Source organism: Actinoplanes sp. NBRC 101535, assembly GCF_030269225.1.
Taxonomy (GTDB): Bacteria; Actinomycetota; Actinomycetes; order Mycobacteriales; family Micromonosporaceae; genus Actinoplanes; species Actinoplanes rectilineatus.
Map to the genome: position 1 here is coordinate 156,630 of NZ_BSSY01000015.1, position 22,972 is coordinate 179,601.

The window sequence follows — 22,972 nt, forward strand, 5'->3', positions numbered from 1 at the left end:
GGTGATTACGGGCGTGCTGGGCGCCCGAAGTCACCACACCCGTGGTGGTGTGGTGAATTCGGGCGGGCTGCGTGCCCCAAGTCACCACGGGGACGCTGACCGCGAAACGTGTCTAGAGTCGTCGGCGTGCTGATGAGGATGACGACGCCGCCGGAGAGCGGTCGTTCCCGGACGGTGTGGCCCGGGACGATCGGGGTCCCCGCATGAGCACGATGCTCGCCACCGGCGTCCGTGTCCTGCACGGCCTGGTCGCCCGCGACGGTTCCCTGCTTCTCTGGGCCGAGTCCGACGGCGGCGCCCCCACGATCCCGTCGCGCGATGATCCGTCGCGCGGCGACCCGTCGCGCGATGATCCGTCGCGCGGCGATCCGTCCCGCGATGATCCGTCCCGCGATGATCCGTCCCGCGAGGACCCGTCCCGCGAGGGCGCGCCTGCGGCCACGTCCGGTGGGCCTGGCGTGGCCGGGCAGCCGGGCAGGTCGGCCGGTGGGGTCTCGTCCGCGGTGCAGCGGCCGCGGCGGGGGTATGCGCCCTGGCATCCGTTCGCGGTCGCCGCGGGGGAGTTGCCGGCCGGGGAGGTACGCGACGGCGTCACCGTGATGCTGCCGTCCACCAGTACCGGTCCGCTGGCCTCGCCGCAGCTGGGACTGCCCCCGCGGCAGGGCCGTCCGCGGGCGCGCACCTGGCGGGTGCCGGTGGTGGCGGTGCCGTTCCTCGACGCCGACGTGACCGCCGAGTTCGAGGGGCGGGTCGCGCCGTCGGCGGCCTGGCTCGTCGAGCTGTGCGCGTTCGCCGCGTCGCTGGTGCGGCGGGGGCGGGTACTGCCGCTGGTGCGGGCCGACGGCGCGCGGCCGGTGGCCTACTGGCGACCGGTTCTGATCGGTGGCGACACCGCCCGGCAGGCCGCCCTGATCGAGCGGATGCCGCCCGCGTGCCGGGCCGGTGACCCCACCGTGGCGGCCGCCGACCTGGCCGGGAGCGCGCTGGAACTGCTCGTCGACGGCCTGGTGCGGACCCGGCTGGCCGAGGCGGGCGTGGAGCTGGCCGGGTACGGATGGCTGGCCGCGCTCACCGGCGAGCCCGCGTTCGCGGCCGCGCCCGCGCTGCTCGACGAGCTGATCCGGCGGCTCGACGGCTGGCACGAGCAGGCCGCCCGCGGGGCCGGGGTGCGGGTCTGTTTCCGGCTGTCCGATCCGCGCGAGCACGAGCCGGTGATGCCCGACGAGGTGCCGCTGCCGGAGGACGCGTGGCGTCTCGAGTTCCTGCTCCAGGCCACCGACGAGCCCAGTGTGCTGGTGTCGGCCGCCGAGGTCTGGAGCGACCACTACTCGCCGCTGAGCCGGTGGACCGACCATCCGCAGGAGCGGCTGCTCGCCGGGCTGGGCCGGGCCGCCCGTCTGTTCCCCGGCCTGGCCGAGGCGCTGCGTGAGGCGCGCCCGGCCGAGATGCTGCTCGACACCGAGGGCGCCCACCGGTTCCTCAGCCACGCCGGGGTGCTCGCCGAGGCGGGCTACGGCGTGTTGCTGCCCGCATGGTGGCAGCGCCGTCCCGGGCTCGGCCTGTCGCTCGACGTGCGGGGCCGCGAGCCGGTCGCCACGGTGCTGCGGGACCAGGCGGTCGGGTTGCGGGAGATCGTCGACTACCGGTGGGGGCTGGCACTCGGCGGCCGCACGCTCACCGCCGACGAGCTGACCGACCTGGCCCGGGCCAAGGTGCCGCTGGTCCGGCTGCGCGGGCGCTGGGTGTTCCTGGACGCCGGCCGGCTCGCGGCCGGCCTGCGGTTCCTGGCGCGCGGCGGCGGGACGATGACGGCCGGCGACGCGCTCAAGGTGACGCGGCTGCTGCCGCCCGAGGAGCTGCCGCTGCCGGTGACCGACGCCCGGGGCGAGGGCTGGCTGGCCGACCTGCTCTCCGGGCGCCTCGACTCCCGGCTCGAGCTGCTCGACCAGCCGGAGGGTCTGGGGACGGTGCTCCGGGCGTACCAGAGAAGGGGTTTCTCCTGGCTCGCCTTCATGGACGCCCTGGGTCTGGGGGCCTGCCTCGCCGACGACATGGGGCTGGGTAAGACGGTGCAGCTCCTGGCGCTGCTGCTGCATCATCGGGCCGGTCCGGCGCTGCTGATCTGTCCGCTGTCGGTGCTCGGCAACTGGCAGCGTGAGGCGGAACGTTTCGCCCCCTCGCTGCGGGTGCGGGTGCTGCACGGCGCCGGGCGCGACGACCCGGCCTCGCTGGCGGCCGGCGCCGACGTGGTGCTGACCACGTACGCCACGGCGGTCAGCGACATCGACGCCCTGGCCGCGATCGACTGGGACCGGGTGGTGCTCGACGAGGCCCAGCACATCAAGAACAGCGCCGGGCAGGCGGCTCGGGCGGTGCGGCGGTTGCCGGCCCGTAACCGGATCGCGCTGACCGGCACCCCGGTGGAGAACCGGCTGGCCGAACTCTGGTCGATCCTCGACTTCCTCAACCCCGGTGTGCTGGCCTCGGCGCACACGTTCCGGGCACGGTTCGCCGTGCCGATCGAACGCCACGCCGAGGAGGACGCGGCCGCCCGCCTGCGCCAGGCGACCCGGCCGTTCCTGCTGCGGCGCACCAAGGCCGACCCGGGGATCGCCGGTGACCTGCCCGCGAAACGGCACGTCCGCCACCTGTGCGGGATGACCACCGAGCAGGTCAGCCTCTACAAGGCGGTCCTCGACGAACTGCTGCTGCACCTCGAGGAGCCCGGCGAGACCCGCCGCAAGGGCCTGGTACTGGCCGCGATGACCAAGCTGAAACAGGCGTGCGTGCACCCGGCGCTGCTGCTCAAGGACAATTCGGCGCTGCCCGGCCGGTCCGGCAAGGTGGAACGGCTCGAGGAGATCGTCGATCACGCGCTGGCCGCGGGGGAGAGCGTGCTGTGCTTCACCCAGTTCGCCACGTTCGGCGCGATGCTGCAACCGCATCTGGCGGCGCGGTTCAACGTGCCGGTGCGGTACCTGCACGGCGGCACCCCGCGCGGCGCCCGCGACACCATGGTCAGCGAGTTCCAGCAGGCCACCCGGCCGGGCGTGTTCGTGCTGTCGCTGAAAGCCGGCGGCACCGGGATCAACCTGACCGCGGCCAACCATGTGGTGCACGTCGACCGCTGGTGGAACCCGGCCACCGAGACCCAGGCCTCCGACCGGGCCTTCCGTATCGGCCAGCGGCGTGACGTGCACGTCCACACGCTGGTCTGCCTGGGCACCCTGGAGGAACGCATCGACCGGCTGATCGCCGACAAGGGCGTGCTCGCCGAACGGGTGGTCGGCAACGGTGAGGGCTGGCTCACCGGGCTGTCCACCACCGAACTGCGTGACCTGGTCACGCTGGCCCCGGAGGCGATCGTTGACTGACCTGCCACTCGCCTTCCTGGGCATGTTCGAGTCGCTGCGGATGGGGCCCACGTTCGCCCGGGGCCGCCGCGACGAACGCGCCGGGCACGTCCGCAGTCTGACCGTGTCCGGGAGCCTGGCCGTCGCGCTGGTCCGCGGCCCCGACGACCCGGTGGCGTTCCGGTCCCGGATCGCGGTGCGCTCGTTCGGCGCGGCCGACTGGTCCCGGGTGGAGAAGGCCCTGGTCGCGGAGGCCCGGTTCGTGGCGGACCTGCTCGACGGGCGGATGCCGGCCGGGATCGAGGCGGTGTTCGCCGAAGCCGGTCTCGGGCTGTTGCCGCTGTCGCTCGACGAGGTGGCGATGGACTGTACGTGCGAGCGGTGGCCGATGCCGTGTATCCATCTGGCGGCCATGTGTTACGCCCTGGCTCGTACGTTCGAGAGTGATCCGTTCGAGGTCTTCACCTGGCGGGGGCGCCAGCGTGACGAGCTGCTGATGCGGTTGCGGCGGCTGCGGGAGTCGGCGGCGGTGGACTCGATGACCTCGGCCTCGGCCTCGACCTCGACCTCGGCGTCGGCAACGGCAACGGCGTCGGATCCTCGCCGGGTGGAGCGTCCGCTCGTCGACCCGGCTGATCCGGACGCCTTCTGGGGAGAGGTCCGCCCGGAGGACCCGGTGGAGCCGCCGGCCGGCGCCCGCCCGGATGCATTGCTGGATCAGTTGGATCCGCCCGGGCTCACCCATGAAGGGCGTCCAGTGAACGAGGTTCTGCGCGAGGCATATCTCGCGTTACCCGACTGATTCGGAATCTCGTATTTCCCGGTCATGGCGCGTTAAACACGGATTCTGCATTTCGCATATAAGTGTCCCCGTGGTGACGCGGTGGCCACCGTGTGCCTGGCAAGTGCCTGTGGAGAGCTGCGAAAGAGGTTCCACGCGCTTGAAACATGATCGGCCGGAATATGTCCGCACGGCCACGGAAAGGATCGTCCGAACGGCCCGGTTTCGGCAAACGCCTGATTTCTGCTATCGCCCGTGATGGGCTGAGGGAGTCAAGCAAATGTGGTCGAAAAAGGTGTTGGCAATGAATGATGTGACGCGCATGGTGGCGCTCACGGGCATGAGTGTGGCCGCGGGCGCGATGATGGGAATCGGACCGGCTCAGGCGGCTCCGGCGGCCACCACGAGCACCCTCGGCGGGAGCAGCAGCACCGCTCAGGTCCAGGGACCCTACGACGACGACTACGTGGTCGGCTACTTCCGGTCCGAGCGCCGCTGCCAGCGGGCCGGCTGGATCGGCGAGCGGCGGGGCGCCTGGGACGACTACCGGTGCTACAACGCCCGGGTTCCCGGATACGGCTGGGTGACTGTGCTCGAGGTCGAGCAGGACAACTGGCGGTGGCGGGACTGGCGGGGCGGCTGGCCGGGTGACTGGCCGGAGCGCCCGGACTGGGTGGTCGGGGTCTACCACATCGGTGGTCCCTACAAGCACCCGTTCCGGAACGGGCCGGGCAACTGGGACGGCCCCGGTGGTCCCGGCGGACCGGGTAACTGGGACGGTCCGAAGGGTGGCCCTGGCGGACCTGGTGGACCCGGTGGTCCTGGCGGTCCCGGCGGACCGGGTAACTGGGACGGTCCGAAGGGGGGCCCCGGCGGACCTGGCGGACCGGGTAACTGGGACGGTCCGAAGGGTGGCCCCGGCGGACCCGGGGGACCCGGTGGTCCTGGCGGCCCCGGCGGGCCGGGTAACTGGGACGGCCCGAAGGGCGGACCCGGTGGACCCGGCAACTGGGACAAGCCGAAAGGCAGCGTCAGCATCTCCGTGCTCGGCGGCGGCTTCTGAGATCGCGGACTGACGAGGGCCGCACCGGATCACTCCGGCGCGGCCCTCGCCGTGTCACCGTCGTCCTACCAGGCGACCGGCGCGTAATCCTTCAGGAAACACCCGTAGACGTCCTCGCCCCGCTCACCGCGGACGATCGGGTCGTACACCCGGGCCGCCCCGTCCACCAGGTCCAGCGGCGCGTGGAACCCCTCCTCGTGCAGGCGCATCTTCGTCGGATGCGGGCGCTCGTCGGTGATCCAGCCGGTGTCCACGCTCGTCATCAGGATCCCGTCGGCGAACATGTCCTCCGCACTGGTGCGGGTCAGCATGTTCAGCGCGGCCTTCGCCATGTTCGTGTGCGGATGCCCGGCACCCTTGTACCCACGGGCGAAGATCCCCTCCATCGCGGACACGTTCACCACGTACCGCCGGGGGAACGAGGACGCGGTCATCGCCGTACGCAGACGGCTGACCAGGATGAACGGCGCGGTCACGTTGCACAGCTGCACCTCGAGCAGTTCGAGGGGGTCGACCTCGTGCACCCGGTCGCTCCAGCTGTTCGTTGACGTCGTGTCCGGCACCAGGCCACCCGCGTCGATCGCCACCGACCGCGCGGTCAGCGCCATCTCGGTGATCTGCTGCGGCGTCAACGTGGTCACACCCGACGTCAGCGCGGCCGCCGGCGACGAACCGGCAGTCCCGAAATACTCCAGCTCGGGCAGCGGACCGGACGGCAGCGACTCGGCCTCGGCCGCCGCGATCGCCGCGTAGGAGCCGGCGGTCCGGCGTACCGTCTGCGCCGCGTTGTTCACCAGGATGTCCAACGGCCCGCGCGCCGCCACCGATTCGGCCAGACCCACCACCTGGGCCGGATCCCGCAGGTCGAGGCCGACCACCCGCAGCCGGTGCATCCAGTCACCGCTGTCCGGCATCGCCGTGAACCGCCGGACCGCGTCATGCGGGAACCGCGTCGTGATCGTCAGATCGGCCCCGTCGCGGAGCAGCCGCAACGCGATGTACATGCCGATCTTCGCCCGCCCGCCGGTGAGCAGCGCGGTCCGGCCGGTGAGGTCGGTGCGCGCGTCCCGCCGCGCATGGTTCAGCTCGGCGCACCGCGGACACAACTGGTGGTAGAACGCGTCCACCACGGTGAACCGCTGCTTGCACACGTAGCACCCGCGCGCCTGCTTGAGCACACCCGCCGACGCGCCGCGCACGGTGCTCTTCAACGGGATGCCGGCGGTCTCGTCGTCGATCCGTCCCGGCGCGCCGGTCGCGGTCGACGCGGTCACCGCGTCGTCGTGCGCCAGCATCGCCTGCCGCCGGTCCTTGCGCCGCTGCACCTTCACCGTCTTGAACAGGCTGGCGGTCGCCCGCCGCACCGCGACCGCGTCCGGGTGCTCCGGCGGCAGACCCTCCGCCTCGGCGATCACCGCGAGGCAGGCCGCGAGCCGTTCCGGCTCGATGCCGGGGACCATGTCCGTTTCGGCGCCCAGCGTCACATCCAGGTCCGGAGTCCGTTCCGGCCCGTGCTCCGCGCCCGGCCCGGCACCCGATGCCGCGCCCTGCCCGGCGCTTCGGTCCGAGCTCGGTCCCCCACCCCGTCCCAAGCGCTGTTCCACACCCGGCTCCACGCCCGCAGCGACACTGCCGGTCATTCCCACGTCCTTGTCTGATCCCACCGCGGGGCCCTCTGTTCCCACCGGAGGCACTGTACTGACCCGGCGGTCCTATCGGCCGCCGGGCATCATCCCGCAAGGATGCCGGTCACGCCTGCGGGAGGTGATTTTCCCCCGGAACGCGGACCCGTCACTTCCCCGCGTCGGGGCTGTGGTCCGGCTCGTCGTCCTTCTTGCGCGGGGTGCGCTTCGTGCCCGGGTGGTCGGCCAGCGATGCCGGGCGCCGGCTCCTCTCGGGGTACGAGTGATCGCCCGCGCCACTGGTGGACGCCGGAGGGCCGGCGTGACGTCCGCCCTCGTGCGTCTCGCCCCGCGTCCTGCGGGACTCGGCGTCCTTCTTCCGCCGGGGCTCGGCATCCTCCAGCGTCCGCGGCCGCCGCGCCGGCGTGCCGGCCGCCCTGCGGCCCCCCGTCACACCGGAACCCCGACCCGCGGGATCCTGACCCTCGACACCCTGGTTCGCGGCGGTCCCGGTCACGATGTTCTCGGCTTCGACGGGGCGTCGTTCCGTGGTGCTGGGCTCGGTGCTTCGTCCGGTCGAGAGGTCGCCCAGGGTCGCCGGACGGTCCGTAGCGGGAGAAACCGGCTCGATCGGCGAGGACCCACCCGACAGCCACTCGTCAAGAGTGTGCGGCCGCCGCTGCCGCTCACTCGCGGTGCCCGCGATCGGCACGGGCGTTTCGGGCGTGGTAGCCGCCTGAGGGGTCGTGGCCGGCTGAGGGGGCGTGGCCCGCTGGGGAGCGGCGGGTGTCTCGGGCGCGGCGGGCGCCTCGGATGTGGCGGGTGTCTCGGGCGCGGCGGGAGTCTCGGGTGTGGTGGGCGTCTCGGGTGTGCTGACGGTCGAACCGGTGGCGGTCGAACCCGCGGCGGTCGAACCGGTGGCGGCGTTCGGCCCGTCGTCGCCGCTCTGGGTGCGGATCAGCCAGTCGTCGAGTGTTGCGGGCCGGGGTGCGCTGGGCGGGTAGGGAAGTTCCGCCTCCGGCTTGCGCTGCGACAACCAGTCGAACGAACCCGCCCCCGAAGTGAGATCCGCCAGCCGGGGATCCGCCCGCCACGCGAACGGATCCGGGGCAGCCTCGCGGGTGCCCGCATCATTACTAGCGACATCATCAGAGACATCAACGGCTACGTCCTCGACCGCCTCAACGGCTGTCGGGGTGGCAGCTTCCTTCAGCTCCGCAGGCGGAGATGCCGCAGGCTCGTCGGCCTCCACAGATGGGGACGCCGCAACCTCGTCCGTCGTTTCGGCAGGCGTGGACTCTTCGTCCGCGTCCGATTCGGCTACCTCGTCCGATTCGGCTACCTCGGCTACGTCGGCTGCCTCAGCTGTCTCAACAACCTCAACTGCCTCGACTGCCTCGACTGCCTCAACGACCTCAGCCGTCTCAGCCTCAGCCGTCTCATTCGCCGCGGATTCGGACGGCTCGGCGAGGACCGTCTCGGGAAGGTCCTGGATGGACTCATGCTGCGCGGGTTCCTCGAGTTCGGTCGCCAGCTCCGGCTTTTCGGCGGCTGGTTCCTCGGGCTTCGGCTCGGACTCCTCGGCTTCGGGGGTCTCGGGTTCGGGTTCTGCCTCGATCGCCGCGGCGCCGGCGGCCAGGGTGGCATCCACCTCGGCCCAGATGTCGTCGCTTCCGGCCGGTTGGGGCGCTTCCGAAGAATCGGATTCCTGGGGCACCTGCTCCGGGGCCTGCGGTTCCTCGTGCAGGGTCTCTTCGGCCTGCGGTTCTTCGGCCTGCGGTTCCTCGTGCAGGGTCTCTTCGGCCTGCGGTTCTTCGGCCTGCGGTTCCTCGTGCAGGGTCTCTTCGGCCTGCGGTTCCTCGGGCTGAGGTTCCGGGGCTGGGGAATCCTGAGAGGTGGGCTCGTCTGGTTCGGGTTCTGTGCCGGTGGGCTCGGCGCGGGGGACCGACAGGTCTTCCATCAGGGCGGACCAGGTGGGTACCGGTTCGGCGGAGATGGCTACCTGGACCTCGGCGGCGGCGAACACCGGCAGGACTGTCGTCGCGTCCGGACCGGGGTCGGTGGTCGCCTCCGGCACGGGCACGTCCAGGACGTCAACCTCGACGTCGGTCTCGGCCTCGTCGGTCCTGATCGCATCAGGGACGGTCTCGGCGGTGCCGCCGGTAAGAGCCTCGGTGGTGCCGGGAAGAGCCTCGGCGGTGCCGGGCGAGGTGCCGGCGTCGGGGGTGGCCCGGGGCTCGGTGCTGTCGGGGGGAGTGTCCTTGCGGCCGGAGAGGGCGTCCTGACGGCCGGCTGCCTCCACCAGACGGGTGGCCTCGTGGGAGGACTCCTTCTCGGCGAGGAAGTCGAGGACCGTCTCGTAGTCCAGGATGGCCGTTCTGTTGACGTCCGCGTCCGATGCGGGCGAGGAGCCTGCGGGCAGGGCCAGGACGGTGAGGTACTGGGTGGGATCGGCGATCGTGCCGGTCAGCGCGGGAGGCTTCGGGTCGCTCTTCGCGTCTGAGTCGTCCGGCTCGTCCGGTGCCTTCTCGGCCGGGCGGCCGGAGTCTGCCTTCTCGGCCGGGCGGCCGGACTCGCCGAGCGCCTCGGCGTGGGTCGCCGACTCCTCGGACGGCTTCTCCGGCTTGGAGAGTCTCTCCGGCTTGGAGGGCTTCTCCGCAGCGGTGGGCTTGTCGTCGGGGTGTTCGACCTCGCCGAGCGCCTCGGACGGCTTCGCCGGTGTCTCGTTGCCGGGGTTGTCCAGGTCGCGGAGCGCCTCGTAGCGCTTCATCGACGTCTCGTCGTCCCGGGTCAGGTTGAGCTGGGTGACGGCCGGATCCTGGTAGGCCGCTGCGGGCTGGGCGGGATCGGTTCGTGTCGCCCGGCTCCGGGTCAGGGGTGACGGGTGGGTCGGAACCGGCGAGATGGGCGCCACGAGGGTGGTGACGGTGGCGGCGGGATCCTCGGGAACAGCGACGTCCGGTTCGTCGGGGACGGCGGCCGCAGGTTCGTCGGGGACGGCGACCGCCGGGTCGTCGGGAACGATCGCGGTGTCGGACGGGACGGGAGGAGCCGTGGGAACCGGGCCGGCGGGCGGGGCGGGAGCGGCCGGCGCCGCCGTCGTCGCCGCGGGGCTCGGGGTGGGGGGACCTTCGGGAGCTGACGGAGGCGTACCCGGAAGGAGGGAATGCCGCCCGGTGGGCTCGTCGTCGTCCTCCTCGCCGGCGTGTTCCGCCAGGCCCGCACGCTCCTGAAGGCGCCGCAGCGGCCCCGGCGCCCACCAGGCCGCGTCGCCGAAGAGGGCGAGTACCGCGGGGACCAGCAGCATCCGGACGACCGTGGCGTCCAGGACCAGCGCGATGATCATGCCGACGCCGACGAAGCGCATCGTGGTGACGGTGGAGAGGGCGAACGCGCCGGTGACCACGATCAGGAGCAGCGCCGCCGCGGTGATCACGCGGCCGGTGCTGGCCAGGCCGGCGGTGACGGCCTCGCGGCTGGTGGCGCCCTTGAGCCGGGCCTCGACCATCCGGGAGAGCAGGAACACCTCGTAGTCGGTGGAGAGGCCGAAGACGACGGCGGCCATCAGGACCACGATGCCCGCTTCCAGCGGTGCGGGAGTGACGTCGAGCAGCCCGGCGCCGTGGCCGTCCTGGAAGATCGCGACGAGCAGGCCGAAGGTGGCGGTGAGGCTGAGGCCGCTCATCACCACCGCCTTGATCGGCAGCAGGATCGAGCCGAAGGCCAGGAACATCAGGATCAGGGTGGCGCCGGCCAGCAGGCCGATCATCAGGGGCAGTTTGCCGGCGATGGCCTCCAGGCTGTCGACGTTGCGGGCGGTGGTGCCGCCGACCAGGATCTCGGCGTTCGCGGGTGGGGTGAGGGCGCGCAGGTCCGTGACGACCTGGCGGGAGGCGTCGCTGAACGAGTCGCCGTCGGTGAGCGCGGCGGTCAGCACCACGACGCCCGGGCCCTGACCGGACGGGGTCACCGCGGCGACACCCGGCACGGCACCGGCGGCCTGCGTCAGCGTGGTCACGTCCGGTTCGCTGCCGTCGGCGGTACGCACCACCACCTGCACACCGTCGGCGCTGAACTGCGGGTAGTCGGCCTTGAGCGTCTCGATGGCGATGCGGGACGGGTCGCCGGCCGGCAGGGTACGTTCGTCGACCTCGCCGAAGCGGACGCCGGTGATCGGCAGGGCGAGCAGGACGAGTCCGATCAGGATCGGCGCGGCCACGAGCAGCGGGCGGCGCAGCACGGCCCCGGAGAGGCGTTCCCAGCCGGTGCCGCCGCCGTTGCCGGTGAACGGCAGCCGGACCGGCAGCTTGTCGACGCGCGGGCCGAGGATCGCGAGCAGCGCCGGGAGCAGCGTCAGGGACAGCAGCATCGCCAGGAAGACGGCCGCGAGACCGCCGTAGGCGAGCGACTTGAGGAAGCCCTGCGGGAACAGCAGCAGGCCGGCCAGGGCGGTCATCAGCAGGGTGGCGGAGAAGAGCACGGTACGCCCGGCGGTCGCCACGGTCCGGCGGACCGCCTCCGCGGTGTCGTGCTTGGCCTGCTCCTCACGGAACCGGCCGACCATGAAGAGGCCGTAGTCGATGGCCATGCCCAGGCCGAGCAGGCTGGCCACGTTGACCGCGAACGAGTTGACCTCGTGGGTGAGGGCGACCGCGTGCAGCACCCCGAGGGAGCCGAGGACCGCGGCGCCGCCGACCACGACGGGCAGGGACGCGGCGACCAGCGAACCGAAGATGACCAGCAGCAGCACCAGCACGATCGGCAGCGAGATCATCTCGGCGAAGACCAGGTCGTCGGTGGACCGTGACGTCGAGGCGTGGGCGAGCGGGATGCCGCCGGCCAGTTCGACGCTCGCGCCGGGGACCGTGAAGTCGTCCTCGATCCCGGCGTACGCGGCCAGCTTGTCCGCGTCGTTCTCGCCGACCAGCGTGATCATGGCGACCGCGCTCGACTTGTCCGCGGCGGCGAACGCCGCGGATTTCGTCTCCCAGTACGACACCTTGGCGCTGACCGCGTCGGCGGGCAGTGCCGCGAGCCGTGCGGTGATCCGCTCGGCGAGCGCCGCGTCGTCGATGCCGCCCTGGTCCGGGCGGTAGATGGCGATGACGTCACCGCCCTGCCCACCGGCCGCCGTGGCGGCCACGTCGGCGGCCCGCGACGACTCACTTCCCGGGTCGTTGTAACCGCCCTCGGTGAGCTGCCCGAACACCCCGAAGCCCCAGACACCGGCGCCGAGCACCGCGACCAGCGCGACGATCAGTACCGGCCACCGACGTCGGGTGACTCGTGATCCCCAGCCCGCGAACACCGCAACCTCCCGCAGTCATGCTTCTCCCGCAGGTCAGCTCAGAGTCGCAGCCTGCAGGGCGACACCACCGCAATCCTCGTCGAAGGACTGCCGGGTGATCCATTCGACGGAGATCTTGCCAGGGCGGGTCGCGCTGTAGTGAACCGTGTAGGCCGCGGTCTTCAGCCCCGTGCCCCGATGCTCCCAGGAATCGGTCACCGTCTCACCCCCGGTGGACAGTTTCAGGCGCAGTTCGCCCTCGGCGGCGGCCAGCCCGACGTACAGCCGCAGGATGCTGATGCCGCTGCCGGCCGGGGCGGACAGCGTGAAGCCCTGACCGGCGCCGCAGACCCGGGCGCCGCTGGTCACCCCGGTCGCCGCGGCCAGCGGCTTCCCGCCGGTCCAGCTGAACCTCTCCGGGCTCAGGGTGTGCCGTTCCCGGGCGGTGCCGGGGGTGCCCTCCAGGATGGCGAAGCCGCCGGCGGCGTTGCGGTCCATCGCGTACCGGCCCTGCTCGCCCCAGTGCACCCAGTCGGCGACGCCCTCCTCGGTCAGGTCGACGGCCTCCGGCACCGCGGACCGCTCGATGGAGACCGAGTCGATGGAGACGAACGACGGTGCCACCGAGGCGCTGCCGAGCGGGATCGGGATCTGCGGGCCGGGGGTGGCGGCGAGTCCGTCGACCGGCGGCCCGGCCGGCGGTGGCGGGTTCGGCCGGCTGGTGTCGAGGACCACGAGACCGAAGGAGACCACGGCGATGATGCCCACCAGGATCACCGCGCCGGTCGCGGCGTGATCACGCCAGGGGCGCCGTCCACCGTCCATCGGCACTGCCTGCACCTCGTGCCGGGTACGGCGGCGGGCGGCGCGGCCGGTGGGCGGGCGATCAGGCACGGACGCCTCCAGGATCGGACGGGGAAGGGCCGTAAACGATCTCATCCTGCCGGTCCGGTGGTGAAGAGAGGGATGTTCCCCGCCACATCGGTGGCGATGACTAGTACGGTGTCCGGGCTGTTGCTTTCCGTCCGTTCCGAGCCCAAGGGGACCGCGATGCCCGACAAGAACGCCTCGACGAACACGCGCCGGGGTCCGGCGCTGGCGGGTCTCGCCGCCGCGGTCCTGATCCTCGTGGTGGCGGTCGTCGTCTTCGTCATGGTGCGGTCCGGTGATGACAAGGGCGCGACCGCAGCCCCGGAGAGCACCGCCGCCACCCTCTCGCCCGAACTCCAGAAGGAGCCCGAGGTCACCAAGGGTGACGGGGCGCCGCTCACCGCGCTGGGCATCACGGAGATCGTCGCGGGGGCGGGCCCGGTCGTGCAGAGCGGGCAGACCGTGACGTTCAACTACAAGCTGGTGTCGTACACGTCCGGCGAGATGATGGACTCGTCGTGGAGCCGGGGCGAGCCGTTCACCAGCCAGATCGGCGTCGGCTCGCTGATCAAGGGCTGGGACCAGGGCATTCCCGGGCAGAAGGTGGGCAGCCGGATCCAGATGGACGTGCCGGCCGATCTCGCCTACGGCCCGGAGCGCGGCGACCTGCGGTTCGTCGTCGACATCCTGGACGCCAAATAGCTACAGGTCGGTGACGACCACGTCGAGCTGGCGGGGCCTGGTGGCCGGTCCGGGGCGTTCCTCGACCGTGAACTTCAGGTCCCGCAGCGCGGTGACCAACTCGTCGACGCCGGTCGCGGTGACGCGTTCGGTGGCGAGGGCCCGCACCAGACGGCCCTTGGTGGCCTTGTTGAAGTGGCTCACCACCGACCGTTTCGGCACGCCGTCGACCACCCGCTCGTGCAGCACCCGCAGGGCGGCGGCGTCCGGCCCCGGCGTCCAGACCGCCGCGTAGGCGCCGGACCGCAGGTCGAGCACGGTCCGCCCCTCGGTGGCATTCTTCAGAGCCACGGTCAGGTTCTTCTTCCAGTACGCGGTGAGCCCGCCGACCGGAGCGGGCAGCGTCACGCCGATCGCGCACCGGTACGCCGGGATCCGGTCACCGAGCCCGACCACGCCCCACAGGCCGGAGAAGACGAGGGCGGTCCGGTCCAGCCACTCCCGTTCCGGCGCCGCCAGGGTGTCCGCACCCAGCGCGTCGTACAGCACCCCGGTGTAGATCTCCGCCGCCGGGGCGGCCGGTGCCGTCAGCAGTCCCGCGTTGCGGGCGATCTCCCCGCGCTGCCCCTCGCTCAACCCGAGCACCCTCAGCGAGTCGGTGATCGACCGTTCGCTGCTGCGCCCGCAGAGGGCGACCAGACGCTGGAGCACCCGGGTGCGGGCGGCGGCGAGTTCGGGCAGCCGGAGCCCGGCCGGGTCGGCGGGGTCGCCGGACACGGCCGGGGTCTTGCCCTCGGACGGGGGAAGCAGGATCAGCACGCGGGCGACATTAGCCCGCGTGGCCGTCCTGACGATCGGCGAGGGCGTCCGCCACGCTGGGGTAGATCCCGAGACGCTGGGTCAGGCCCACCGTGTCGAGCAGGCGTTCCAGGAACTCGCCGGGCCCGGCGATCCGCAGCCAGCCGCCGGCCCACTTGGCCCGGTTGTGGCCGATCACGAACGTGCTGAGCCCGATCGAGTCGCAGAAGTCGACGCCGGCGAGGTCGACGACCACCCGTGGCTCGGGCCGGGCCAGGGCTTCCTCGATCCGGTCGGCCAGCAGCGGCGCGGTGTCCAGGTCGAGGTTGCCCTGCACGGTCAGGACCACGGCGGGTGATCCGGGGTTATCAGCAATCGAAACATTCAACATGGGGGACCTCCTTGAGTCCCCTCTCTGCCCAAAAAGTGACTGGCTGTCACATCACTTGCCCGGCGGGACGGTCACGGTGGTCTTCACGGTGGCCCGGTTCAGGTCGTCGACCCGGATGGTGAAGGCCAGCTCGTACGTGCCGGGCAGCGGGAACGTGATCGAACCGAGGGCCTGGTGCGCCGGGCTGTCCAACGGGGCGATCTCCTGTTCGACCGCCTCCAGGTCGAGGTTCTCGTCGAGCAGACGGGCGGTCAGCTCCCATTCGGCGGCCCGCAGCGGGGCGCCGGACGGCGCGTACAGGAAGGCGTGCACCGTGTTGTACTCGCCGAGCTCGACCGGGTAGAGGTCGAACTGCAGCGCGTAGATCGAGCTGTCCAGCGTCTCGGCGGCGCCCTTGCCGGTGATCGCGCCGTCCTTGACGCCCGCGGTGCGGCCCGGGTCGACCTGCACCAGCACGGCGCTGAGCGCCAGGATCACGACCGTCGCGACGACCTCGACGCCCACGGTACGCGCCAGCCCGGTCCCGTGCCGCGCGGTGAGCACGAGCTTGCGGGCCAGGGCGGCGAACCCGAGGACCACGGCGAGCAGGCCCAGCTTGGCGAGCAGGAGCCGGCCGTAGCCGGTGTTCCAGAGGGCCGCGACCGAGCCGAGCTGGACGGCCGACTGGATGCCGCCGGCGATGGCCAGCCAGAGCACCGACATGGCCGCCCATCGTGACCAGACCGGCAGGATCCGGCCGAGGACCCGCCGGTGCACGCCGCGCAGCAGGAACCCGATCAGGGTGACCAGCCCGCCGATCCACACCGCCATGGCGGCCATGTGCACGGCACCGACGGTGACGGTGAGCCAGGGCATCGGGGCGGCGACGGCGTGGCCGGTGAGCGGCCAGGTGGTCAGCCCGGCGGCGCCGAGCGCGAGGACGAGGACGGCGCGTGCCCGCGACCGGTCCGGGCGCCGGGCGGCGAGTGTGGTGGCCGGGGGAGCGGTGAGGGTCAGCACGGCCCCGTCGGCGGGCGGGTCGGTGGAGACCAGGGTGACCGGGCGGGCCGGTGCGGTGGTGGCCGCCGCGGGGCGCAGCAGCGGCGGCACGAGCAGGGCGATCAGGGCGAGGACCGCCAGCCGGGCCATCAGGATCCAGCCGAACTGGCTGTTCAGCACCTCGGCGATCTCCGGAATGCTGACCTGCCAGGCCGCGGATCCGCTGCCCTGCGGTGCCTGGAGCAGCAGGGCGCCGACGGTGGCGACGGCGGTCAGCGCCACGCCGGCCCGCACGAGCCGCAGCGCCCCGCGACGGGAGCGCCGGGGCGGCCACAGCAGGGCCAGGAACAGGGCGGGGCCGGCGATCAGCGTGACTCCGGCGTACCCGGTGAAACGCAGGGTGGGGACCGCGGCCGCGACCGACCAGTGGGGTCCGGTGCTGGTGGCGGCCTCCGGGCGGGCCGAGGGCGCACCGACCGAGAAGGTGATCGCGCCGCCGATCGGGTGGCTGTCGGCGGAGATCACCCGGAAGCTGATCAGGTACGTGCCGAGCGGCCGGTCCGGTTTGCGGACCGGGATGGTCAGCACCGCGCCGTCGATCGTCGGGGTGCCGTTGATGCGCTCGCCGTCCGGGGCGATCACCTGGATCCGCCCGGCGACCGGCGCCACCGGCTCGCTGAACGTGACGGTCACCACCGACGGTGAGGTGCTGATCACGCTGCCCGGTGCGGGGTCCGACCCGACCGGGGTGGCGTGCGCGGACGCCGGGGCGGCGGGGGCGAGCAGCGCGCCGAACAGGATGAGCAGGAACAGCAGTACGCGCGGCCTCGTCACACCGGGTAGTTCGGATGCCACCCGAGAAAGGTTCAAGCGCGCTGGATACGATTCGGGGCAGGTCCACGCTCTCCAGGAGGCCGCCTTGTCAGTCCATCCCCGCGCCGGCCGGCCGGCCGAGGCCGCCGACCTGATCGATGTTCCCCAGGTCATCTCGCGTTACTACACGGAGCACCCGGACCCGTCGCAGGCGGGGCAGCGGGTCGCGTTCGGCACCTCCGGGCACCGTGGGTCCAGCCTGCGGTCCGCCTTCAACGAGGATCACATCGCCGCGACCAGCCAGGCGATCGTGGAGTACCGCCGGGAGCAGGGCACCACCGGCCCGCTGTTCCTGGGCCGCGACACCCACGCGCTCAGCGAACCCGCGATGATCACCGCGCTCGAGGTGTTCGCGGCGAACGACGTGACCACGCTGATCGACAGCCGGGACGGCTACACGCCGACGCCCGCCCTGTCGCACGCGATCCTCACCTACAACCGGACGTCCCCGGTCAAGGCGGACGGCGTGGTGGTCACCCCGTCGCACAATCCGCCGGACGACGGCGGCTTCAAGTACAACCCGCCGAACGGCGGGCCGGCCGACACCGACGCCACCAAGTGGATCCAGGACCGGGCCAACGAGCTGATCGCCGGCGGCCTCAAGGACGTGCGGCGGATCAGTGCGGCCCGGGCCCGGCAGTCGGCCACCGTCTCCGGCTACGACTTCTTGGCCGCGTACGTGGACGACCTGCCCTCGGTGATCGACGTGGACGCGATCCGCAAGGCGGGGGTGCGCATCGGCGCCGACCCGCTCGGCGGGGCGAGCGTGGCGTACTGGGGGGAGATCGCCGACCGGCACGGCCTGGACCTGACCGTGGTCAACCCGGCCGTCGACCCGCGGTTCGGCTTCATGACCCTGGACTGGGACGGCAAGATCCGGATGGACTGCTCGTCGCCGTACGCGATGGCGTCCCTGATCGAGCAGAAGGACCGGTTCCAGATCGCCACCGGCAACGACGCCGACGCCGACCGGCACGGCATCGTCACCCCGGACGGCGGGCTGATGAACCCGAACCACTACCTCGCGGTGGCGATCGACTACCTGTTCCGGACCCGTACCGGCTGGCCGGCGGGCGCCGGGATCGGCAAGACGCTGGTCTCCTCCTCGATGATCGACCGGGTGGCCGCTCAGCTCGGCCGCCGCCTCGACGAGGTGCCGGTCGGCTTCAAGTGGTTCGTGCCCGGCCTGATCGACGCGTCGATCGGCTTCGGCGGCGAGGAGAGCGCCGGGGCGTCGTTCCTGCGCCGCGACGGCAGCGTGTGGAGCACCGACAAGGACGGGCTGCTGCTCGACCTGCTCGCCGCGGAGATCATCGCCACCACCGGCAAGACGCCCAGTGAGCACTACCGGTCGCTGACCGGGCAGTTCGGCGAGCCGGCCTACGCCCGGATCGACGCGCCGGCCACCCGGGAGCAGAAGGCGATCCTCGGCAGGCTGTCCCCCGAGCAGGTCACCGCGAAGGAACTGGCCGGCGAGCCGATCACCGGCGTGCTGACCAGCGCGCCGGGCAACGGCGCGGCGATCGGCGGCCTCAAGGTGGTCACCGCCTCCGGCTGGTTCGCCGCCCGGCCGTCCGGCACCGAGGACGTCTACAAGATCTACGCCGAGTCGTTCCAGGGCCCGGACCACCTGGCCCGGATCCAGGACGAGGCCCGCGGGGTCGTCTCGGCAGCCCTCGGGGGCTGACCGGGGCGTCACTCAGGTTCCGGATGCGCCCGCCGACAGGTATGCCATGAGCACGCCCCGGTCCGGCCCCGGCGGACTCACCGCCGTGGTGGTCTCCCTCGCGGCCATCGCCGGGGCGGTGGTGTGGCTGGTCGTCCGGGACCCGGCCGACGTGACGCACGGCTATCTCGCCGCGCCGGTGGCGATGACGGCGGGTGTGGTCGCGGTGTTCCGGCTCGCGGCCCGGCCCGGTCTGCCGCGGCCGGCCCGGGCGTTCTGGCGGATGCTGCTGGCGTCCGGGTTCAGTCTGCTGGCCGCGTCGGTCGTCTCGCTGGCCCAGGCCAACAACGACACCGGCCTGTCGCCGTGGGTCGGGCTGCCGCTGCTGCTCGGCCTGCTCCTGCTGATGATCGCGTTCCTGCGGCTGCCGGTGGCGCGCCGGACCGCGGCCGGCTGGCTGCGGGCACTGCTCGACGGCGCGACCGTCGCCGTCGCCAGCGGGCTGATCTTCTGGTACCTGGTGCTCGACCTGGCCCCGGAGGGCTCCTCGCTGGTCAAACGGGTGGCCGCCGGCGTGCTCGGGGTGGGCGGCGTGCTGCTGCTCGTGGTGATCGGCAAATCGGCGGCCCGCCCGGCAAGCCTGATCTCGCCGGGCGCGCTGCGGGTCCTCACCATCGCGCCGCTCTCCGCGGTCGTCGGCACGGTCCTGCTGATCGCCGGCAACGACACCAGCCGCCTGGCCTTCTCGGTGCTGGCCATCTCCCTGGTCGGCGTGGCCCTGGCGATCGCCGCCCACGTGCAGTCCCGGGTGCCGGCCGCGCCCGCCGGAGACGACGAGCCGCTCTCCGGGCGGTCACTGTTCAACCTGCTGCCGGTCGTGGCGGTGGTCGCCACCGCGGCCATGGTGATCAGCGTCAGCGCGCAGGAGATGACCGCCCGCCAGCGTACGGTGATCATCGGCGCGGTGCTGATCGCCGGGTTCGTGGTCGCCCGCCAGCTGCTGTCGCTGCGGGAGAACACGGTGGCCTTGCGCGGCATCCGCCGCCAGCAGGAGGAACTCGAACGGCTCGCCCTCGTCGACCCGCTGTCCGGCCTGCGCAACCGCACCGGCTACAGCATGGCGCTCGCCCAGCGCCTGGACCACGGACTGCCCGCCGCCACGGTCCTGATCGACGTCGACGACTTCAAGATGATCAACGACACGCTCGGGCCGGCCGCCGGCGACCAGCTGCTTCGGCGGATCGCCGAACGCCTGCGGGACCGCTGCGCGGACAGCGAACTCCCGGCCCGGCTGGGCGGCGACGAGTTCGCGGTCCTGCTGCCCCTGGACGAACCGGCCGCCGCCGAACACTCCACCGCCCGGCTGCTGCAGACCCTCGCCGAGCCGCTGCGCGTCGGCGACCAGCAACTGCTGCTGCACGCCAGCGCCGGCATCGCCATCGCGGTGCCCGGCGAGACCGCCGACGAGGTGCTGCGCAACGCCGACATCGCGATGTACGCGGCCAAGGAAGCCGGCAAGGCGTCCGCGGTCCTCTTCGAACCGCGGATGCGCCAGGACATGGTCGGCCACGCCCGGGTCGCCGGCGAACTGCGCGACGGCATCCTGCGCGGCGAACTGCGGTTGCTCTACCAGCCGGTGTACGACCTGGTCACCGGAGCCGTCAGCGGCGCCGAGGCGCTGGTCCGCTGGCAGCACCCGCACCGCGGATTCGTGTCGCCCGCCGAATTCATCCCGGTCGCCGAGAAGTCCGGCCTGATCGTGCCACTGGGCTCCTGGGTGCTGCGCGAAGCCTGCTCCCAGCTGCACCGGTGGCGCGGCGAACTCGGCGACGCGGCCATCGAGGCGGTCAACGTGAACGTGGCCGTCCGCCAGCTGCGCCAGGCCGGGTTCGTCGACGAGGTGGCCGCGGTCCTCAGCGAACACGATTTGCAGCCGGTCAACCTGATCCTCGAGGTCACCGAGTCGTCGGTGGCCGACGGCTGGCAGGTCTCCGAAACCCTGGAAGCCCTGCACCGGATGGGCGTACGCCTGGCCCTCGACGACTTCGGCACCGGCCAGTCGTCGCTGAGCCTGCTGCGCGCCTTCCCGGTCGACGTCCTCAAACTGGACAAGTCGTTCGTCGACGGCATCGCCTCCGGCGCCGACCGGGGCCGGCTCGCGGTCGCCGCCGCCGTCGCCCAGCTCGCCGAACACCTGAAACTCAAAGCCGTCGCCGAAGGCATCGAGAGCCGCGACCAGATGGACCGGCTCCGCGAAATGGGATACCGGTACGGTCAGGGCTATTTCATGGCGAAACCCCTGCCCGCCGCCGAATGCGGCGCCCTGATGACCGCAATTCCGGTGGACCTCAAGGCGGGGTGAGGCCTTACCTTCGGTGGCATGCCCGCCATCCACGGACACCTGAAGACCTTCTACCAGCTGCTGGCCAACACGCTGCTGGTGTCGGTGATGAACTACACCGTCTGGTTCGCCGTCACCTTCTGGGTATATCTGGAGACCCGGTCGGTGTTCGCCACCGGCATGATCTCCGGCATCTTCCTGGTGCTCACCGCGCTCACCGGCATCTGGTTCGGCAGCCTCGTCGACGGCCACCGCAAGAAGACCGCCCTGCAGATCTCCGCGGCCGCCTCGCTGACCCTGTACGCGGTCGCCTTCGCCGTCTACCTGGCCACCCCGGACTTCTCCGACCCGGCGAGCGCCCGGCTGTGGCTGTTCGTCCTGCTGCTGATGTTCGGCGTGATCGCCGGCAACATCCGCGGCATCGCCCTGCCCACCCTGGTCACCCTGCTCATCGAGGAGGGCGGACGGGACCGGGCCAACGGGCTGGTCGGCACCGTCTCGGGCGGCAGCATGCTGGTCACCTCGGTGATCAGCGGGGTGCTGGTGGCGTTCGACGGGATGCGGTCCGTGCTGCTCCTGACCATCGTGGTGCTGATCATCGCCCTGGCCCACCTGGCCTTCGTGCCCATCCCGGAACGCGTCGCTCCCGTCGGCGGTTCCGCGACCGGCGGCGTGGACCTGCGCGGCACCCTGCGGATCATCGCGGGCGTACCGGGACTGTTCGCGCTGATCCTGTTCACCACGTTCAACAACTTCCTCGGCGGTGTGTTCATGGCGCTCGCCGACGCGTACGGGCTGTCCCTGGTGTCGGTGCAGACGTGGGGGCTGCTCTGGGGCGTCCTGAGCACCGGATTCATCGTGGGCGGCCTGATGGTGGCCCGGACCGGGCTGAGCCGCCGGCCGGTGCGCCTGCTCCTGCTGGTCAACATCGCCCTGTGGACCGTGATCGTGGTGTTCCCGCTGTGGGCGTCGATCATCCCGCTGGCGATCGGCTTCTACGCGTACATGGTGCTGGTGCCGTACGCGGAAGCGGCCGAACAGACGATCCTGCAACAGGCGGTGCCGTACGAGCGGCAGGGCCGGGTGTTCGGGCTGGCCCAGAGCGCCGAACAGGCGGCGTCACCGCTGACGGCATTCCTGATCTCGCCGATCGCGCAGTTCGTGTTCATCCCGTTCATGAGTACGGGCGGGGCGGGCGCGGACCTGATCGGATCGTGGTTCGGGACCGGGCCGGCCCGCGGGCTGGCGCTGGTGTTCGTGCTGACCGGGATCATCGGGGTGATCGCTACGACCCTGGCGATGCTCAGCCGGCCCTACCGTCGTCTCAACGCCGGGATCGCCCGTCCCCGTGCCGCCGAACCTGATGAGGACGGCAGCGGTGGGGCCGGCCCGGATGGGGACGGTCGCGGCCTTGCCGGGCCGGATGGGGACGGTCGCGGTGAGGCTGGACCGGGTGAGGACGATCGTCGTGTGACGGGGGCGGGTGGCGTCGGTGACGGGATCATCCGGACCGGGGTTGCCGGGCCGGATTGAAAGAACGACTCGGGTATTCCGGGCCGGATCGGACTGCGGTCCGAGGCTGCCGAGCCGGATCGGAGAGCGGCTCGGCAACCCCGGACCGGTGGGTGGCCCGGACAGTCAGCGGGTGGCGTGCCCGGTGGGCGGCCTCAGTAGAGGGAACGCCCGGTGCGGCGGCGACGGGTTGGGCGGGGAACGGGGCGGCGCTGACGGCAGCGTCGCCCGCGGCCCCGGGCCGTCAGCGAGACCGCCCACATCGGGACGGCCGACTCCGGGCGGCCGGCCCGGCGCCGGTCGCGGCGGTTGAGTGCGGTGCTCAGGGTGATGATCACAGAGGGGTGCCGTTCTGCTGCGACGTTCGCGTGCGGAGACGCGGCTCCGCGGGAATGTCCGCCCACGACGGTGTGGCGAGGGGCGTGGCCGTCCGTCGTGGGCGGCACGCCGCGCCCGCCCCGGTCGTGCGGGACTGCCGGTGCGCGGTGAACTGTCTCAGCGGTGATACAACGGCCGGCCTCTCTCGTCGGCGCCCGGACCACACGTCACAGGCGATGCGACAGCGACGCTAGCAGCGCCCCCGCCCGCCCTCCACCGATTATCGCCGCGCTGCCGGATCCGCTGCTCGGACGTGTTCCCGCCCGTCCCGGACCTGCCCGGACCCGCCCGGACCCGCCCGTCCCGGACCTGCCCGGACCCGCCCGTCCCGGCTCGGTCCAGACCTGCCCGCCCCGCCCGGAAAAGGCGAACGCCCCG

The 22,972-nt window shown here is 72.2% G+C and carries 13 protein-coding genes; 7 read left to right on the forward strand and 6 right to left on the reverse strand.

From position 1 onward, the window contains the following. Positions 1 to 203 precede the first annotated feature (203 nt). The 3 genes from QSK32_RS33355 (at position 204) to QSK32_RS33365 (ending at position 5,197) form a co-directional block, all read left to right on the forward strand. Positions 204 to 3,374 (forward strand): SNF2-related protein, encoded by a 3,171-nt coding sequence (locus QSK32_RS33355; protein ID WP_285474089.1) that lies wholly within the window; start codon positions 204 to 206, stop codon positions 3,372 to 3,374. After that, positions 3,367 to 4,155, forward strand: a complete 789-nt coding sequence (locus QSK32_RS33360; protein ID WP_285474090.1) for an SWIM zinc finger family protein — start codon at positions 3,367 to 3,369, stop codon at positions 4,153 to 4,155. Before QSK32_RS33355 ends, QSK32_RS33360 begins: the two co-directional genes overlap by 8 nt. A 283-nt stretch (positions 4,156 to 4,438) precedes the next feature. Continuing rightward, a complete protein-coding gene (locus QSK32_RS33365) occupies positions 4,439 to 5,197 on the forward strand; it encodes a hypothetical protein (protein ID WP_285474091.1) in 759 nt (252 codons plus the stop codon). Between the two features lie 65 nt (positions 5,198 to 5,262). Here the strand turns inward: QSK32_RS33365 and QSK32_RS33370 are convergent, their stop codons facing one another. The 3 genes from QSK32_RS33370 to QSK32_RS33380 form a co-directional block, all read right to left on the reverse strand. Next, the gene (locus tag QSK32_RS33370; protein ID WP_045747250.1) at positions 5,263 to 6,657 is read right to left on the reverse strand and encodes an SDR family NAD(P)-dependent oxidoreductase; all 1,395 of its coding nucleotides are present in this window, start codon (positions 6,655 to 6,657) and stop codon (positions 5,263 to 5,265) included. A gap of 331 nt (positions 6,658 to 6,988) precedes the next feature. Next, positions 6,989 to 12,127 (reverse strand): MMPL family transporter, encoded by a 5,139-nt coding sequence (locus QSK32_RS33375; RefSeq protein WP_285474092.1) that lies wholly within the window; start codon positions 12,125 to 12,127, stop codon positions 6,989 to 6,991. Positions 12,128 to 12,160: 33 nt separating this feature from the next. Next, positions 12,161 to 13,000 (reverse strand): hypothetical protein, encoded by an 840-nt coding sequence (locus QSK32_RS33380; RefSeq protein ID WP_285474093.1) that lies wholly within the window; start codon positions 12,998 to 13,000, stop codon positions 12,161 to 12,163. 156 nt (positions 13,001 to 13,156) lie between these two features. Between QSK32_RS33380 and QSK32_RS33385 the strand changes: the two genes are divergently transcribed. Continuing rightward, complete coding sequence (locus tag QSK32_RS33385) at positions 13,157 to 13,678, forward strand: FKBP-type peptidyl-prolyl cis-trans isomerase (protein ID WP_052721137.1); 522 nt, start codon at positions 13,157 to 13,159, stop codon at positions 13,676 to 13,678. Here the strand turns inward: QSK32_RS33385 and yaaA are convergent, their stop codons facing one another. Genes yaaA through QSK32_RS33400 form a run of 3 tightly spaced genes read right to left on the reverse strand, consistent with a single transcriptional unit; the run spans position 13,679 to position 16,679 of the window. After that, positions 13,679 to 14,476, reverse strand: a complete 798-nt coding sequence (gene yaaA, locus QSK32_RS33390) for a peroxide stress protein YaaA (protein ID WP_285474094.1) — start codon at positions 14,474 to 14,476, stop codon at positions 13,679 to 13,681. 10 nt (positions 14,477 to 14,486) lie between these two features. Next, positions 14,487 to 14,846: an STAS domain-containing protein gene (locus QSK32_RS33395; RefSeq protein ID WP_083449606.1), complete on the reverse strand. Its 360-nt coding sequence runs from the start codon at positions 14,844 to 14,846 to the stop codon at positions 14,487 to 14,489. Between the two features lie 51 nt (positions 14,847 to 14,897). Then, positions 14,898 to 16,679 carry a copper resistance CopC/CopD family protein gene (locus QSK32_RS33400; RefSeq protein ID WP_245674289.1) on the reverse strand — a complete coding sequence of 594 codons (1,782 nt, stop codon included), beginning with the start codon at positions 16,677 to 16,679 and terminating at the stop codon, positions 14,898 to 14,900. Between the two features lie 64 nt (positions 16,680 to 16,743). Between QSK32_RS33400 and pgm the strand changes: the two genes are divergently transcribed. The 3 genes from pgm to QSK32_RS33415 are packed head-to-tail and all read left to right on the forward strand — an operon-like array spanning position 16,744 to position 22,237. Continuing rightward, positions 16,744 to 18,384, forward strand: coding sequence for a phosphoglucomutase (alpha-D-glucose-1,6-bisphosphate-dependent) (gene pgm, locus QSK32_RS33405; RefSeq protein WP_285474095.1), 1,641 nt, complete (start codon positions 16,744 to 16,746; stop codon positions 18,382 to 18,384). A 46-nt stretch (positions 18,385 to 18,430) separates the two neighbouring features. Continuing rightward, on the forward strand, positions 18,431 to 20,725 hold the full coding sequence (locus QSK32_RS33410; RefSeq protein ID WP_045747246.1) for a putative bifunctional diguanylate cyclase/phosphodiesterase: 2,295 nt from the start codon (positions 18,431 to 18,433) through the stop codon (positions 20,723 to 20,725). 18 nt (positions 20,726 to 20,743) lie between these two features. Beyond that, positions 20,744 to 22,237, forward strand: coding sequence for an MFS transporter (locus QSK32_RS33415; protein WP_285474096.1), 1,494 nt, complete (start codon positions 20,744 to 20,746; stop codon positions 22,235 to 22,237). Positions 22,238 to 22,972: the final 735 nt, after the last annotated feature.

What these genes read in the sequence shown, in the direction of transcription:
- QSK32_RS33355 (WP_285474089.1), top strand. Translation starts at nt 204, where the DNA reads ATGAGCACGATGCTCGCCACCGGCGTCCGTGTCCTGCACGGCCTGGTC.
- QSK32_RS33365 (WP_285474091.1), top strand. Translation starts at nt 4,439, where the DNA reads ATGAATGATGTGACGCGCATGGTGGCGCTCACGGGCATGAGTGTGGCC.
- QSK32_RS33370 (WP_045747250.1), bottom strand. Translation starts at nt 6,657, where the DNA reads ATGGTCCCCGGCATCGAGCCGGAACGGCTCGCGGCCTGCCTCGCGGTG.
- QSK32_RS33385 (WP_052721137.1), top strand. Translation starts at nt 13,157, where the DNA reads ATGCCCGACAAGAACGCCTCGACGAACACGCGCCGGGGTCCGGCGCTG.
- QSK32_RS33395 (WP_083449606.1), bottom strand. Translation starts at nt 14,846, where the DNA reads ATGTTGAATGTTTCGATTGCTGATAACCCCGGATCACCCGCCGTGGTC.
- QSK32_RS33410 (WP_045747246.1), top strand. Translation starts at nt 18,431, where the DNA reads ATGAGCACGCCCCGGTCCGGCCCCGGCGGACTCACCGCCGTGGTGGTC.
- QSK32_RS33415 (WP_285474096.1), top strand. Translation starts at nt 20,744, where the DNA reads ATGCCCGCCATCCACGGACACCTGAAGACCTTCTACCAGCTGCTGGCC.